This window comes from Companilactobacillus halodurans, assembly GCF_009600995.1.
GTDB lineage: Bacteria > Bacillota > Bacilli > Lactobacillales > Lactobacillaceae > Companilactobacillus > Companilactobacillus halodurans.
The window spans coordinates 1-16,362 of sequence record NZ_VDFO01000038.1 but is presented as its reverse complement, the minus strand read 5'-3'; the positions used below and the strand labels follow the sequence as shown (position 1 = coordinate 16,362).

At 36.6% G+C, this 16,362-nt stretch carries 14 protein-coding genes and 1 riboswitch; of the genes, 4 read left to right on the top strand and 10 right to left on the bottom strand.

The genetic code is table 11. The features are described 5' to 3' along the window. Positions 1–413: 413 nt before the first annotated feature. From FHL05_RS09775 to FHL05_RS09765, 3 genes are read right to left on the bottom strand one after another with little or no spacing between them, the layout of a single operon-like run. Positions 414–1,568, bottom strand: a complete 1,155-nt coding sequence (locus FHL05_RS09775) for a hydroxymethylglutaryl-CoA synthase (protein WP_153522563.1) — start codon at positions 1,566–1,568, stop codon at positions 414–416. Between the two features lie 3 nt (positions 1,569–1,571). Then, positions 1,572–2,810: a hydroxymethylglutaryl-CoA reductase, degradative gene (locus FHL05_RS09770; protein ID WP_153385338.1), complete on the bottom strand. Its 1,239-nt coding sequence runs from the start codon at positions 2,808–2,810 to the stop codon at positions 1,572–1,574. After that, a complete protein-coding gene (locus FHL05_RS09765) occupies positions 2,807–3,961 on the bottom strand; it encodes a thiolase family protein (RefSeq protein WP_153385337.1) in 1,155 nt (384 codons plus the stop codon). The genes FHL05_RS09770 and FHL05_RS09765 overlap by 4 nt, the downstream gene beginning before the upstream one ends. A gap of 95 nt (positions 3,962–4,056) precedes the next feature. Between FHL05_RS09765 and FHL05_RS09760 the strand changes: the two genes are divergently transcribed. Further along, on the top strand, positions 4,057–4,341 hold the full coding sequence (locus FHL05_RS09760) for a hypothetical protein (RefSeq protein ID WP_153385336.1): 285 nt from the start codon (positions 4,057–4,059) through the stop codon (positions 4,339–4,341). On the opposite strand, the gene galU is transcribed toward FHL05_RS09760, so the two are convergent. The 3 genes from galU to map are packed head-to-tail and all read right to left on the bottom strand — an operon-like array spanning position 4,342 to position 7,028. Continuing rightward, on the bottom strand, positions 4,342–5,259 hold the full coding sequence (gene galU / locus FHL05_RS09755; RefSeq protein WP_153385335.1) for a UTP--glucose-1-phosphate uridylyltransferase GalU: 918 nt from the start codon (positions 5,257–5,259) through the stop codon (positions 4,342–4,344). Between the two features lie 3 nt (positions 5,260–5,262). Then, positions 5,263–6,219, bottom strand: a complete 957-nt coding sequence (locus tag FHL05_RS09750) for a YihY/virulence factor BrkB family protein (protein WP_153522561.1) — start codon at positions 6,217–6,219, stop codon at positions 5,263–5,265. A 14-nt stretch (positions 6,220–6,233) separates the two neighbouring features. Beyond that, a complete protein-coding gene (map, locus tag FHL05_RS09745; RefSeq protein WP_162000278.1) occupies positions 6,234–7,028 on the bottom strand; it encodes a type I methionyl aminopeptidase in 795 nt (264 codons plus the stop codon). A 132-nt stretch (positions 7,029–7,160) separates the two neighbouring features. Here map and FHL05_RS09740 point away from each other — a divergent pair, with 132 nt between their 5' ends. Together FHL05_RS09740 and FHL05_RS09735 are read left to right on the top strand one after the other, a co-directional pair. After that, complete coding sequence (locus FHL05_RS09740) at positions 7,161–7,616, top strand: flavodoxin (protein WP_153385333.1); 456 nt, start codon at positions 7,161–7,163, stop codon at positions 7,614–7,616. A 2-nt stretch (positions 7,617–7,618) separates the two neighbouring features. After that, positions 7,619–8,080 carry a GtrA family protein gene (locus tag FHL05_RS09735; protein ID WP_153385332.1) on the top strand — a complete coding sequence of 154 codons (462 nt, stop codon included), beginning with the start codon at positions 7,619–7,621 and terminating at the stop codon, positions 8,078–8,080. 20 nt (positions 8,081–8,100) lie between these two features. Here the strand turns inward: FHL05_RS09735 and wecB are convergent, their stop codons facing one another. Beyond that, positions 8,101–9,243 (bottom strand): non-hydrolyzing UDP-N-acetylglucosamine 2-epimerase, encoded by a 1,143-nt coding sequence (gene wecB / locus FHL05_RS09730; protein ID WP_153385331.1) that lies wholly within the window; start codon positions 9,241–9,243, stop codon positions 8,101–8,103. Between the two features lie 408 nt (positions 9,244–9,651). Here wecB and fba point away from each other — a divergent pair, with 408 nt between their 5' ends. Next, entirely contained in the window at positions 9,652–10,521 is an 870-nt protein-coding gene (gene fba, locus FHL05_RS09725; RefSeq protein WP_153522559.1) for a class II fructose-1,6-bisphosphate aldolase, read from the top strand. A gap of 125 nt (positions 10,522–10,646) precedes the next feature. Here the strand turns inward: fba and FHL05_RS09720 are convergent, their stop codons facing one another. From FHL05_RS09720 to FHL05_RS09710, 3 genes are all read right to left on the bottom strand, one after another. Next, positions 10,647–12,893 (bottom strand): HAD-IC family P-type ATPase, encoded by a 2,247-nt coding sequence (locus FHL05_RS09720; RefSeq protein ID WP_153385329.1) that lies wholly within the window; start codon positions 12,891–12,893, stop codon positions 10,647–10,649. Between the two features lie 13 nt (positions 12,894–12,906). Next, positions 12,907–14,187 carry a phosphopyruvate hydratase gene (gene eno, locus FHL05_RS09715; RefSeq protein WP_153385328.1) on the bottom strand — a complete coding sequence of 427 codons (1,281 nt, stop codon included), beginning with the start codon at positions 14,185–14,187 and terminating at the stop codon, positions 12,907–12,909. 70 nt (positions 14,188–14,257) lie between these two features. After that, a riboswitch (Fluoride riboswitch) is annotated at positions 14,258–14,323 on the bottom strand. A 641-nt stretch (positions 14,324–14,964) separates the two neighbouring features. Further along, positions 14,965–16,275, bottom strand: coding sequence for an FAD-dependent oxidoreductase (locus FHL05_RS09710; protein ID WP_238706891.1), 1,311 nt, complete (start codon positions 16,273–16,275; stop codon positions 14,965–14,967). Positions 16,276–16,362 lie beyond the last annotated feature (87 nt).

Genomic DNA, 16,362 nt, shown 5'->3' with positions numbered 1-16,362 from the left:
CTCCTTATTGAGAGCCCCTAGCTAGATATAAGTGGTAAGATGAAATTTACTGCAGTTTCATCAACGTTAAAATAAATCTAAACTCAAATGAATCTAATTAAATGAATCTTACTACTTGAAACATATCTTACTATGTATGAATCTTTTCTTATTTGTTCAACTAAAGGATCCTAGCGAACCATGTATTGATCTTGTGCGACTAAATAATATTTATAGATCTTATGTTAACTATTATCGCTAGCTCCTAAAATGCCGTTGAGCTGTAATCTTAATTTTCTTTTGCTTTCTACTAATCCTACCATCTCCTAGAAACGATAAAACTTTCTGAATCAAAATCTTTTAGGGCTACAGTTCTTGACATTCCATCTTTACCACGTCTTTAATATAACACCTTAAGTAAGCGTTTACAATATTTATCTCTTCACTTTATATAAACGTTCATTTTCTCTAATGCCACTGAGATAAAACTTAGTGTCAACCTCTTCAGCATCAATGCTTGCACCATCTTCATATTCGACTTGGTAGATTTTCTCATAATCTTCGATACTGATTTTTTGACGATTTGCCAACTCATCTTCAATGGCAGCTTTATCAATCACGCTTTCAAAACCTGGTTGTATTTCAGCACTGAACAATTCCCCAACAGCACCTGAACCGTAGCTAAACATCAATATCTTTTCATTTTCTTGAGCACCATTGACTAAGTATGACAATAATCCTAAATATAGTGAGCCAGTATACAAATTACCAACGGCCCGACTGAATTTGATACTCTCTTGATAATGTTTTGTCAATTCTTCATATTTATCATCGGGAACATTGCCTTCAAGCGTTCTCAAAGCCTTAGTTCCCATTTTCGTATAAGGAATATGGAACAACATTGTTGAGAAATCTTCAGCAGTTGCATCATATTGTGCACGATACTTTCTCCAAAGGGTCGTAAAGAAGTCAACGTAGACTTCATTGGAGAATTTGCCACGAGCAAAAGCAGTCTTGGAGAAGGTTGGACGCCAGAAATCACCGACATTTCTTGTCATATAAACTGACTTGTGGTCAAATTTCAAAACCCGAGGATTTTGACTGATTATCATGGCGACAGCACCAGCACCTTGCGTTACTTCACCAGGAGTATTGATACCATAGCGAGCAATATCTGTTGCAATGACAAGAGCTTTCTTATCAGGATTGCCGTTGATAAAATCATAAGCTGATTGCAATCCAGCAGTAGCACCGTAACAAGCCTGCTTAATTTCGTATGAACGAATGTCTTCAGGTAATTCCAACAAATTGCTTAAAAAGGCAGCCGTTGATTTAGATTCATCAACACTGCTTTCGGTTCCGACAATAAAGAGACCAATTTTTTCTCTGTCTTCATCCGTCAAAATTTTATCAGCCGCACTGGTAGCCAAAGTAACAGCATCTTCATAAGGTTGAGGGACCGCCTGTTTGTCTTGACCGATTCCAATCGTATATTTATTAGGATCGACGTCACGTGCTTCGGCTAATTCAACAATATCTATATAATCTTTAGGAACATAAAAACCTATTTTATCAATACCTATATCCATAATTTATTTTCTCAACTCCAATAAAATATTTTGTGCATTCTGCAATGAATAATCTTTTGTTTGATTCAATTTCTTCGACACTTGGTCAATTTCTTGTCCAATTGCTCCAGCAGAAATTGCCAAAGATTTACTTTGTAAACTCATGTGCCCAGCTTGAATCCCAGTTGTCACTAAAGCACGTAAGGCTGAAAGATTATTAGCTAAACCAACCGAAGAAACAACGCATTGAAGTTCTTTACTGCTAGTAATCTTCATAATAGCTAAGCTCAATTGTGCCATTGGTAAAGCTCTTATAGCTCCGCCGACGCTGCCTAATTCTACTGGCATCTTCAAAGTTCCTATCAATTGATTCGATTCAATTCGCCACTGGCTAAAGGGCTGATATTGCCCTGATTCAAAAGCAAAACTGTGGGCTGCTGCTTCTTGAGCTCTAAAATCATTGCCGGTTGCTAACAAAACCGCATCGACACCATTCATGATACCCTTATTGTGCGTAACAGCACGTTTAACGGACTGTTGGGCAAACTTGGATAATTTAACGATTCTTGAAGCCACCTCAGAACCAGTCATTTTTTTAGTTGCCAAATCTTCAAAATTAACTTTTGCTTCAACAGTAATGACTTGTCCTTGACCACTATTAGATAAGATGCTGCATAAAACATCCCCTGAAATCAAAGTTGATATTTTATGAGCTGTCTTCTCCAAAATAGTATTGACTAAATTAGCCCCCATCGCATCAACCGTGTTAATTCCTAATTCCACCTCAGTAAAATCCTGATAGTGGTTAAAATGCATCGATACGACGCCACCGCCACGTTTGAGTAAACTTGGATGAGCTTGTTGGGCAAACGCAAAAATTTCAGAATCAGCTGCTTCCAATTTTTCATTAGCTTCTTGAGTGAGGTTTTCCAAAACTATTTGTCCATAAATAATTCGAGAACTTGGAAAAGTCTTGAACCCCCCACTGTGCTTAATGCGTTTAGCGCCATTTGAAGCTGCCGCCACAACTGATGGTTCTTCAGTGACCATCGGTACTAAAAAATTTTTCCCATTGATCAAGAAGTCCGTTGCAAAACCATATGGCAAACTAAAACTGCCAATTTGGTTCTCGCTCAAACTATCGGCTAAATCTTTAGAAATAGTTTTACGTTCTTCTAATTCTTTAGCTTGAGCAGCAGTCAGATAACCGCTATCCAATAATAATTTAATTCGTTCTTCATCGGTCATTTGGTAAATTTTCATACTAATTTAATACCCATTGCCATAGCCATACCTCCACCAATACATAATGAAGCAAGGCCAGTTTGCTTTTCTTCCTGTTGTAAAGAGTTTATCAAAGTGGCAATCATTCGACTTCCTGTGGCACCTAAGGGGTGTCCTAAAGCAATCGCACCACCATAAATATTTAACTTATCTTCGGGAATCTTTAAATCTCGACTAACAGCCACTGCTTGAGCTGCAAAAGCTTCATTGACTTCAAATAAATCGTAATCATCTAAATCAGTTTTGTAACGATCGAAATATTTTTTGATTGCATAATAAGGTGCGTAGCCCATATAGTTTGGGTCGATACCTACTTCAGTATAGCCAGTAATTTCAGCAACATAAGTTAAACCTAATTCCTTAGCACGACTTGCACGCATCAAAATAACGGCAGCAGCTCCATCATTGATTGGCGAAGAATTACCTGCTGTTACTGTACCATGTTTTTCAAAGACAGTTCGTAATTGCCCCATCTGTTCCAAAGTTGTCGTTGGTCTAACTGACTGATCAGTCGTCACGCTTGTTTCATCCACTTCAATTGGAATAATTTCTTTAGCTAATTTTTCTTTAGCGCGATAAGCTTTTTGATGCGATTGAAAGGCAAATTGGTCCTGTTGTTCTCGAGTGATATGATACTTCTTAGCAACGTTTTCAGCTGTCATTCCCATTGGCAAATGGTTGAAAGCATCGTTCAAGCCATCATTGAACAAAGTATCGGATAGCTTTTCTTCAGCTTCCATTTTACCAATTCTTGGAGCATAAAATGGAGCATTTGACATACTTTCAACGCCACCTGAAACGACAATTTCAGCATTGCCCATCGTGATAGCTGAGACGCCTTCATAAATGGCTTTCATACCTGAACCGCAAACTTGATTTACCGTCATGGCTGTTGAATCTACTCGGCCGCCGACATTTAAAGCAATTTGACGAGCACTATTTTGACCCAAACCGCTTTGATAAACATTTCCAAAAATGAATTGATCAACGATTTTGGGGTCAACGTGATTATTTTTTAAAAGTTTGGCAACTAATTTAGTTCCTAATTGAACGGCTGTTAAATTAGCAAATTGACCTCTGAATTTGCCAATAGCTGTTCGTTTTGCATCTATGATTACAATTGGATCCATAATTCATTTCCCTTCAAACTTGGTAGAATATCCTTAAGCTTTAATAATAATTTAATTAGCAAACAAAAACAAATAAAAAAACGGAGAATTTTCTTATGCGTACTATTGATTTAATCTTATTGTTAAATGATTTCAAGAAAAATAATCGAATTTTTATTGAAAAAAATGACCAAAAGTTGGCTGTTGTCGACCTCGAAGTCGCAAATGACGAGATTATCTTGAAAACTTCTGATAACAGACATGCTTTGAAAAACTGGGAATTTCTCTTATTGCTCAATAAAAAAGAATTATATGAAATGCCGATTTTTTACGATAATAAAAACAGCCACCAACAACTCTTCGGATTCAGAGTTAGTGATGACTGTCTACTACTTGGTTAATTATTTAGATGACTTAGTATTTCCAGTCGTCTTTTTTTCTGCTTGAATTTTTTTAGAAAGTTCAAGAATATAAGGTTTCAATTCATCCTTAACTTCTGGATGCGTTAGTCCATATTCAATATTAGTCTTAACGTAACCGAACTTATTGCCGACATCGAATCTTTCACCTTTGAATTCATGTGCAAAGACACGTTGAGTCTTATTCATACGATCGATGGCATCAGTTAATTGGATTTCGTTACCAGCACCAGGTTTTTGAGTGTCCAATAAATCAAAAATCTCTGGTGTTAACAAGTAACGTCCGATAATAGCTAAATTGCTTGGAGCATCTTCCATCTTAGGCTTTTCAACAAATTTCTTAACATTGTACAATCCAGGTTCATTTTCGCCTTCAGGATCGATAACGCCATATTTTGAAACGTCTCTTTCAGGTACTTGCATAACAGCAATTGTTGAAGCATGAGTCTTTTCATAGTCATTAATCAATTGTTTTGTCAATGGAACTTTATCTTTCATCAAATCATCACCTAGCATAACGATAAATGGTTCACCAGCGATAAATGACTTGGCTTGAGCAACAGCATCGCCTAACCCATTTGGATGTGCTTGACGGCTGTAATACAAGTTAACTCCTAAATTAGTTGTATCTTGAACAACCTTTAATAGAGCCGTTTTATTCTTTGATTCAAGATTTTGTTCCAATTCTGGTACAGAATCGAAGTGATCTTCGATTGAACGCTTATTTTTACCAGTGATTATCAAAATATCCTCAATACCTGAAGCCTTAGCTTCTTCCACAATAAATTGAATCGTTGGCTTATCAACGATTGGCAACATTTCCTTTGCCAAGGCCTTAGTAGCTGGCAAGAATCTTGTTCCTAATCCCGCAGCTGGTATAATTGCTTTTCTGACTTTCATTGATTACTCTCCTTTTTCTTGCGACTGCAAATAACTAGTTAATCGGCCAGTATTCTTTCTCAAAAATGGTCCTTCGTAAGCTTCAGCAAAACCGACGTTTACGGCATTTCCAAATAAAAAGATTGTCACTGACATATTCATCCATAATAAAAATACAATAATTGCTCCAATCGTGCCATAGTTATTCCAAGCTGATCCAAAATATTTTAAATAATAAGAAAATAATTGCGATAAAACTAGAAGACCAACGCTAGTAATGACCGTACCAGTAATTATGTGTTTCAATTTCAAATGAATATTCGGCAAAAAATAAAATAAAGCAAAAACGATCAAAAACATTATAACAATAGCTAGCGGCCATTTCCACGTCACAAAGATGTCTACAAAATGTGGATCAATGTTAAGCAACGGCATCAGCCAGTGCAAAAAGGCCTGCCCAAATGTAAACGTTACGATGGCTGCCACACCAATTAACAATAACATTAACGTCATAAAAAAAGCTAGTCCCCTACGGATAATAAAGTTCACAAGGGTTTGATTGGTAAAAAGATTATCAACATCTAATCCATAGGCTTCATTCATCGTCATTTGCACAATGTTCAATCCACGAGAAATCGCCCATAAAGCGACAATAATACCAACTGACAAGACGCCCGTATTAGAATTGGACAAAACTTTTGTAATCGTCGGCAACAAATAGTGGTGTAGGTCATCAGGTAAAATAAAACCAATATATTCTATTACCGTTGGTTTATCCAAATGTAATAATGGAATAAAGTTTCCAACGACAATGACTGCTGGAAAGAGTGACAACAGGATATAATATGTGATTGCTTTTGAAGCCATAGTGACATTAGAATCGCTCATTGCTTGGGTAACATATTTAGCTAGTTCAACAAATTTCTTTTTTTTAGATAAATTTTGTTTAAATAGTGGCACCTGTTGTTTATTATCTTCCATGATTTACACCATTTTTATAGTAAGTATTTTGCATCGTATTCTGGATCTTGTGAAGTCAAAATTTTAGGACCGTCTTTGGTAATGGCAATTGTGTGTTCGTATTGAGCGGAATCAGTTCCGTCGGCAGAAACAAAGTATTCCCAACCGTCAGCTTTGACAAACTTGTCCTTAATTTCCCAAGTTCCTAAGTTGACCATTGGTTCAATCGTAATTGTCATGCCTTCACGCAAGCGGAGTCCTTGACCAGGTTCACCGTAGTGAGGGACATTTGGAGCTTCGTGCATTGTGGGTTGAATTCCATGACCAATCAAGTCGCGAACGTCTCCCATGTGATTCTCGTCTTCAACATAGTGTTGGATTGCATAACCGATATCGCCTAAACGATTGCCGATTACAGCTTGGTCGATTCCTAAGTACAAAGCTTTTTTCGTAACATCCATCAATTTCTTGTCTTCATCTGAAAGTTCACCAACTGCATAAGTCCAGCAAGAATCACTTTCATAGCCATTCAAATTAACGGTCATATCAACTTTTAAAACATCGCCGCTCTTTAGAATCAAGTTCTTGCGAGGAATTCCATGGGCAACTTCATCATTGACGCAGACGCAAGTAGCATATTTGTAACCTTCAAAGCCTTTTTCTGATGGACGACCACCGTGGGATTCGATATAGTCGTTCGCAAAATTTTCAATTTCCATTGAGGAAATTCCTGGTTTGATAATATCACGCAAACCAATATGTGTGTTAGCAAGTAACTCTCCAGACTTTCTCATTCCTTCGATTTCTCTTGCTGATTTTAATGTAATCACTTTATAAACATGTCCCTTCAAAAAAAGTTAATTTCATTATAACATTCTAGTAGTTTTGGATTTAGATAGCTGGTCATATTAATTTTTGCTATAATATTTCAAGATATAAAAAAATGAGGCGACAAATAAATTATGACAAAAGTAAAAATAGTATTCGCCAGTATTACTGGAAATGATGAAGATATCGCATACGTCTTGACCGAGAAGTTTGAAAAATTAGGTTGCGACGTTGATATGAGTGAAGTTTCTCAAACTGATGCAGCAGACTTCGAAGATTCTGATATCTGCATCGTTGCTAGTTACACTTATGACCAAGGAATTGTCCCCGATGAAGCACTAGATTTCTATGACGACATGAAAGATTTAGATCTTTCTGGAAAAGTATATGGAGTTTGTGGCTCTGGAGATACCTTTTACGAAGATTTTTGTCGTGCCGTCGATGAATTTGGAAAAGTCTTTGATGACGTTGGTGCTACGAGAGGATCAGAACCTGTTCGAGTAGAATTAGACCCTGAACAAGACGATATTGATCATCTCGATAATTTTGCCGATGAAATCTATAAAAAGGCACGAGAAATGGATCTTTAAACATGGACTTTATAAAAAAATATCGTAATTTTGGGGTATATTGTTTCTTTGGCTTTTTAGCATCGCTAATTAATATCGTAATTTTTGACTTATCGCACAATGATTTACACATTACACTCTGGATAGCCAACACCGTCGCTTGGTTCATCTCTAATTTCTTTTCATTTTTCGTCACCAAACGTTACGTCTTCAAATCAGAGATGGGTGATTTAAAAAAAGTTTTTCAAGAAGGAATTGCTTTTTTGGTGTCACGCATCTTTTCGTTGGTCTTTGATGATATTTTCATGATTGTTGCTGTCTTTATCTTCCCTTGGAACAACTTAATTATTAAAGCTATCGACCAAGTTATCGTCGGACTCTTCAATTATTTCTCATCAAAATTGATTTTCAATTATAATAATCGTCATTTAATTGAACGATTTAGAGCTTTACGAGATAAAAGAAAAAGTCGCAATGAAATTTAATTTTCATTGCGGCTTTTTTGTTATTTAAATTCATTTGGACGGTTCTTGGTTTGTTTAAAGTAATAGCTGATTGAATCGAGGATACGATCAGAAGCTTGACCATCGCCATAAGGATTCTTAGCGTTAGCCATGCGGTCATACTCTTCTTTATTAGTAATCAAATTAGTCATTTCTTTTTCAACGACATTTGCATCAGTTCCAACTAACTTCAAAGTACCAGCTTCAACGCCCTCAGGACGTTCAGTCGTATCACGCAATACTAGAACTGGCTTGCCAAGTGAAGGAGCTTCTTCTTGAACGCCACCAGAATCAGTCATGATAAAGTAGCTTCTTGATGCTAAGTTGTGGAAATCAACAACATCTAATGGATCAATCAAATGAATTCGATCGATGCCACCTAGAATATCCTTAGCAGTCTGTTGAACGACCGGATTCAAGTGGACTGGATAAACTAACTCAATATCATCGTGTTTAGCAACAACCTTTTTCATAGCATTGAAAACTTGTTTCATTGGTTCGCCTTGGTTTTCGCGACGGTGCATTGTAATCAAAATCATTTTCTTATCCGGATCGATCACATCCAAGATATCGTGGTGATAATCCTTGTGAACTGTACTCTTCAAAGCGTCAATAGCTGTATTCCCAGTCACAAAAATATTTTCGCCCTTGTGATTTTCCTTCAACAAATTAGCTTTACTCTCGTTTGTTGGAGCAAAATAAAGATCCGTTAAATCGTCAGTCATTTGACGGTTCATTTCTTCTGGCCATGGTGAATACTTATTCCAAGTCCTTAAACCAGCTTCGACGTGGCCAATACTTGTTTGATGGTAGAATGCCGACAAGGCAGCACTGAAAGTCGTCGTCGTATCGCCATGAACTAAGACGATGTCAGGCTTTTCTTTTTCGATAATACTATCGAGTTCTTTTAAGACCAAACCAGTAATGCCACTCAAAGTTTGGCGTTCTTTCATAATATTCAAATCATAGTCGGGCGTGATCTTGAAGATTTCAAGAACCGAGTCAAGCATCTCACGATGTTGGGCCGTAACTACGGTAACAGTCTCAAAACGGTCACTATTTTGTTTTAATTTCAAAACTAATGGAGCCATTTTGATTGCTTCTGGTCTAGTACCAAAAACTGTCATAACTTTAATTTTATCCAAAATTATCACCTCAATAAATTAGTTACAGTATATCAAAGATGCGATTAATATTATAGGTAGATAAAGCCTCTTGAGGATATCTATTATTTTCTGAAAAGGTATGGTTATAATAGTTTATTATGATAAATCTAACGATACTAATTATATTAAGTATTTTAACAACATTGATTGCTTTTTTTGCCGTTTTGGCAATTTACAACACTGTAATCAAAGCAAAGGGGCGAAAATATTGGTGGATAGCACTTCTTTTTTTGATAATTCTTTATTTGATAGCGTTTTACGCATATTTTCATTTTAAGTAAAGCGCTTACTGAAATTGATTGTTAAAAATGAGTATTAATTTTACTAACTTTGAGTTAAAATTACTAATGTATTCAAATAATGAATGAAATTTTTGGAGGATTATCGATGGTTTTAACAAACGGTAACGAAATTTTCAATGACGCCCGCAAAGGCAAATATGCTGTTGGTGCTTTTAACATCAACGACTTGGAATGGACACGTGGCATTTTAGCTGCTGCTCAAGAAACAAATACACCTATCTTGGTTCAAACATCAATGGGTGCTGCTAAGTACATGGGTGGTTACGAACTATGTCTACACCTTGTACAAGACACAATCAAATCAATGGGTATTACAGTTCCAGTTGTAATGCACTTGGATCACGGTAACTACGAAGCTGCTAAGGAATGTATCGAAGTTGGTTACAACTCTGTTATGTTTGATGGCCACGACTTACCATTCGACGAAAACCTTGAAAAGACAAAGGAAATCGTTAAATTAGCTCACGCTAAGGGTATGTCTGTTGAAGCTGAAGTTGGTTCAATCGGTGGTACTGAAGATGGTATTACTGGTCTTGGTGAACTAGCTGATGTTGAAGAAGCTAAGACACTTGCTTCTACAGGCGTTGACTACCTTGCTGTTGGTATTGGTAACATTCACGGTGTTTACCCTGACAACTGGAAAGGTTTGAGCTTTGATCGTCTACAAGAATTAGCTGCTGAAATCTCAACACCACTTGTACTTCACGGTGGTTCAGGTATCCCTAAGGAACAAATCGTTAAGGCTATCTCAATGGGTATCTCAAAAGTTAACGTTAATACTGAATTACAACTTGCTTTCGCTAAAGCAACACGCGAATACATCGAAGCCGGCAAAGACCAAGATGTTGATGCTAAGGGTTATGACCCACGTAAGTTGCTTGCACCTGGTACAAAGGCAATTACTGATACAACAATCGAACGTATCAAGTGGTTCGGTACACCTTCAGTTAAATAATTATTTAATTGATAATTTAAAAGACGAGATTACATCTCGTCTTTTTTTGTACCCTATTTCAACTAAAAAAGCATCCCTTTAGAGTTTACAGAATAACTGTTTACTCCTCAAAGAGATGCTTTTTTTCATTTTTGATAATACAAAACTTTTAGCCAATCTAATATTAAAAACATCAAACAACTAATCAAGAAGACAACCAAAATATCGATTGCTCCTACCTTCAAGAAGAAGATACTAATCAAAGTTGAAAGAATAAAATTAATCAAAATAACTGTCCCAACTGCTTTGCTAGTTTTAATGCTCCAGAAATGATTTCTAGTTCTAGTGGATAGAATCATCCCCATTGCCGAATAAATCAAGTAAGCAAAGAGTAAGCCGCTAATCTGACCATGATTTAAAACGGTGTAATTTAATGTATACCATAAAATCAGAAAGCCTAACAATAACCAACCAATCGTATAAATAGCCGATATTTTAGTTAGATTTTTCAAATTCCAATTTTCTGGTAATCTCTTGGTCCTGACTCGATCAGTCCCTAGAGTTAAAGTTACGCAATCATTAAAAATGACTATAAAGACAATGATATTTAATGAGACTGGGAAGAAATTAGTAAACAGATATCCACAAGTTAGCAACAAAGCTAACTGAGCTGTTCGTGCTAGTTTTGTAATCAACCAAGTCATCATTCGCTGATATACTCGATGCCCTGATTCAACTAATTCCGTGATTCCCATTAAAGATGGTGCCGTTAAAATGATTCTGGCTGCCATTTTAGAAATATCGGTAGCTGAATCAATTGCTATTCCGACATCCGCTTGTTTTAATGCTGGAGCATCATTGATACCATCGCCAGTCATCCCGACGACATGACCTTGATTTTGCAAAGACTTAACGATTTTGAATTTATCCTTTGGATAAACATTAGCAAAACCATCAAACTCTAAGGGATTATTTAAAGCATCATTAACGGTTCCAATTGGTTTACTCAAACCAACATTTTTAGCAATTGCACTTGCTGTAGATGCTGTATCGCCAGTTACCATTAGGATTCTTACGCCTTGCTCTTTTAATGCAGCAATCGTTTGTGGCATATCATCCTTTACTTGATCCTTAAATGTCAATAATCCGATTACTTCTTGATTGACTGCTAAGACTAAGACTTGTAATCCCAACGAAGCTTGCTTTTCAATTTGCCTTAAAGCTTTATCATCTAAATCACCTTTAACCGGTGAACCCAAAAAGACTTCATCGCCATTTTTAAGAACCGCCTTAGCCCCCTTTAATTTTGGATCAAAGGAAACTTGTTCTTTAACAATTAATTTAGAAATATTTTTGTCTTTGGCAGCTTTTAAAATAGCTTGGTCTAAGGGATTAACGCTGCTAGTTTTGACAGTTGCTAAAGCATACTGCAATAAATATGACTCAGCTACCCCATTTAAACTTATCAAATTATCTAATCTAGGTTCATTTTTAGTGATGGTCCCAGTTTTATCCATCAATAGGACATCCATTGACCCGGCTTCTTGAATTCCAGTTAAACCACTGACTAGAATACCCTTTTTAGATAAGATACCTGCTTCCAAAGAATTAGCCACGGCAAAACTTGATGGCATAGAGATTGGAATCGTAGCGACAAACAAGATTACCAAAAATGGCAATAATGTTAGAAACGGAGTCTGACGAACTAGAGCTGCAATAGTTAAGATTACCGCTAAAACGATATCTAGATAGGCTAAATATTTAACCACCGTAAACAGCAAATTCTCCAATCTACCAGGAGCTTCATTGGTTCTCACTAATTCAGTAGTTTTGCCAAGACTGCTTTCTTTGCCAATCTTCTGAACTAAAACATCAGCGCTGCCTTCAATCACAGTCGACCCAGAATACAGCCCATCGCCTTCAATTTTCGTAATAGCGCTGGTTTCACCGGTTACAACTGCCTGATTAACCAAAATAGTTCCCGCGACTATTTTACAGTCTGCGGGAACTATTGATCCTACCGACAAGTGTATTAAATCATCTGGAACCAACTCACGACTAGAAATCTTTTGCCATTTGCCATCTCGAAAGACACTTGTATAAGCAATCAATTTCGAATCTAACTCCCCAATGGATTGAGCAGCTCGATTCTCTTGAATCGCCCCATCAATTGCTGAAAACAAGAGTAAAGCAAAGATAAATCCAACCTGAATGTAGTTGCCTAATAACAATTCAATGATTAAAGCCAACTCGATAATATAAGGAATCGGTCCAATCAAACGTTTGCCAATCAAACTGAGAAAAGTTTTTTTGATTTTTGGAGTCTCATTAAAACCGCTCTCTTGTCTGATTTTTGTTACATCTTGTGTAGTAAGACCATATTTTTCTTTCATGATTATGTGTTAATTAGTCAAAGTCGACATCATTAGGGAAGTGTGCTAAATTGGCTTCCTTGCCTAACTCTTCCTCGATTCTCAATAGTTGATTGTACTTAGCCAAACGTTCACCACGAGCTGGAGCACCTGATTTCAATTGTTCAGCGTGCATAGCAACTGTAAAGTCAGCCAAGAATGAATCTTCAGTTTCACCTGAACGGTGAGACATCATTGTTGTGTAGCCATTCTTTCTAGCAACACGGATAGCTTCCATAGTTTCTGTAACAGTACCGATTTGATTCAATTTGATTAAGAAACTGTTTGCCATACCCTTCTTGATAGCTTTTCTGAAGAGTGCAGGATTTGTACATACGTTATCATCAGTAACAATTTGAACACGATTGCCATTCTTTTGAGTAAATTTAGCAAAATTATCCCAATCATTTTCGCCAAATGGATCTTCCATTGAAACAATAGCTGGATATTTATCTAATAGTCCTTCATAATATGTGCCCATTTCGTCAGCTGAACGTTTTTCACCTTCGAATAAGTATGAACCGTCATCTTGAGCGAAACTTGATGCAGCAGCATCAAAGGCAATACCAATTTCTTCGCCAGGAACATAACCGGCATCTTTAATAGCACAGTTTAATTCATCAATAGCAGCTTCACTTGATGGAAGGTCTGGAGCAAATCCACCTTCATCGCCAAGTCCTGTTTGATAGCCTTCTTTTTCAAGGTTTTTCTTTAGTTGATGGTAAACATTAACGATTTTTTCAAATCCATCTCTAAAGGTTGTGCGCTTGATTGGAGTAATCAAGAATTCTTGCATATCAATACCATTGTCAGCATGTTCTCCACCGTTGATAACATTGTGGAATGTTTGTGGCAATTCAAGATCGACACCACCTAAGTAGCGGTATACTGGAATCTTTTCACTATTTGCTGCAGCACGGACATTGGCAATTGAAACACCGAGAATTGCATTGGCACCTAATTTTGCCTTATTAGGAGTGCCATCAAGATCAATCATCATTTGATCGATGTGAGCTTGGTTGAATGGATCTGCACCCTTTAGTTTATCGTTGATTAAAGTATTAACATTGTTGACAGCCTTTAAAACACCTTTTCCGTCAAGTCTGTCTCCACCGTCACGCAATTCAACGGCTTCATTGTCACCAGTTGATTTACCTGATGGAACACTTGCACGACCTAAGACACCATTTGAAAGTAAAACATCTGCTTCAACGGTTGGGTTACCACGTGAATCGAATACTTCCCTAGCTTTTACGTTCTCAATTGTTACTGTCATATAAATACTCCCTTCTTAATCATAAAAAAAGACGACTACCTCAAATAATTCCCCCAGTATTAGGTGGTTATCTAAAGTAGACGTCATCAATCACAATTAAGTAATATTTTCGGCGAACGTCATCGCCATTCGAACGACTTCATAGTAATATACTTTCTCTGTTTAAACAAGCATAAAACTTAATTTTAGTCGCTATTTATTTGATTGTGAAATATTTTGAACAAAAGAAATTAATGATTTTTTGAGAGAGAATATTGAGCAACTGCTATAGACCGCTATTTATCAACATTTCTGACAGATATCCTCATGAGCGTTTCTTTTGTGAAATCAAGCATTCCTTGCTATACTGTCTTTGTACCAAATAAGAAATCGCTAACATAGAGGAAGGAGGGGCTAACATAGCAACTTTGTTAAAATCCAAGGTAAGCATAGGTTTGCAAAGTCTGTTTTTTGCCTCCCGTATAGAAAATTACAAAAATCTATGACTAGATGCTTATTTTAGATTAGTGATTGATTTGCTAGTAACTCCCAATTACGATTGATAGGAATAAGACTCATTTCTTAAGTTTACTCAACTCAACATTGATAGACAGACCATAATAATCTCCCTAAATTCGTTAGATACCCCATCATCTGACGGAAAAAACAGTTAATTTCCTACTCCTATCACAAATCAAATCACCAAAAAAAGGACCAGTTGAGTTTTCCCCGTCAACTGGTCCTTTTAGTATACATTTTGTAAATTTTCAATTCGTCTACCTAAACAAATTTATTTAGTTAGGCTTTTTTAGTCTCTTTTTCTTTTGCCTCTTTAGCAATAGCTTGTTGAGCTACTAAATTCAAATAATTAAACGGATTATCATAATTTGGTTGGAAAAGCATATCGACAAAAGCTAAGTCATCAATCGTATTCTCATTTTGAATACAAATTGAAATAGCATTGGCTGATTGTGCAATTTCATGTTTACTAAAGAGCTGAGCCCCAAGGACTTTACGCGTATCTTTATCATAAACGAGATAAATCGTCAGCAAGTCGGTCGTAGGCATATAGTCAGGACGATAGTTATCAGAATAAATTACTCGATCAGCGTTGATACCACTAGCCAAAGCTTTCTTCAAAGTTAATCCGGTCTCAGCTAAAGTATAACCAAATATCTCCATAGCCGTCGTTGCTTGAGTTCCCATGTATCTACGAATGTCGCCAAAAACATTAATACCGGCCAAGGTTCCTTGACGAACGGCACTACTTGCTAGCGGAATATACTTCATTTCACCAGTTGGATTGAACTTAACGACACAGGAATCTCCAGCTGCATAAATATCAGGATCAGAAGTTTGCATATAATCATTAATAATGATGGCTCCATATCCATTCATTTGAACCTGACCTCGTAATAAATCAGTATTGGCAAAAAATCCGGTACAGACGATAACTAAATCGGCTTTATAAGCATGTCCCGCTTTAGTCTTGATGGTTAATTGATCTCCATCAACAATTTCTGAAACACGTTCGCCTAATTGAACTTTTACATTGTGTTCCTTTAACTTATTGATAATCGTATCCGATAATGGTTTATCGACATAATTATTCAAAATTTGGTCTCTAGATTGAATCAATGTTACATCGTGGACAGTATTGGCGTAACTTTCAGCTAACTCAACGCCAACATAACCTGCACCAACAATAGCAATGCTAGGATAATTCAAAGCTGATTCATAAATTTTTTTTGCTTGTTCATAACTCTTGCACAAAAGGACTCGCTTATTGTCCATGCCGCCGATTGGAGGAATCCCTACCTCTGAACCTGTGGTCATGATTAATTTGTCATAAGTATCTTCAAAAATTTCTTCTGTTTTTAAGTTTTGAACGACAATTTTTTTATTTTTCGAATCAATCTTTAAAACATTGTGCTTCATGTTAACCTTAGCTCCATACCCCTCTAGTGTGGTAGGGTCAGCATAAAACATGTCTTCAAGATGATTGACGATTCTGCCTAAATATAATGCAATTCCACATGATAAAAACGCAATATTATCTTCACGTTCATAAGGCTGTACGATAAATAAAGTTGATAGGTATTTTGCCATCAACTTTATTTTTGTATACCATTTATTAGTAATAACCATTTAAGAACACCAAAAAAGGACACCATTCATGCCCTTTAGATGTTCGAC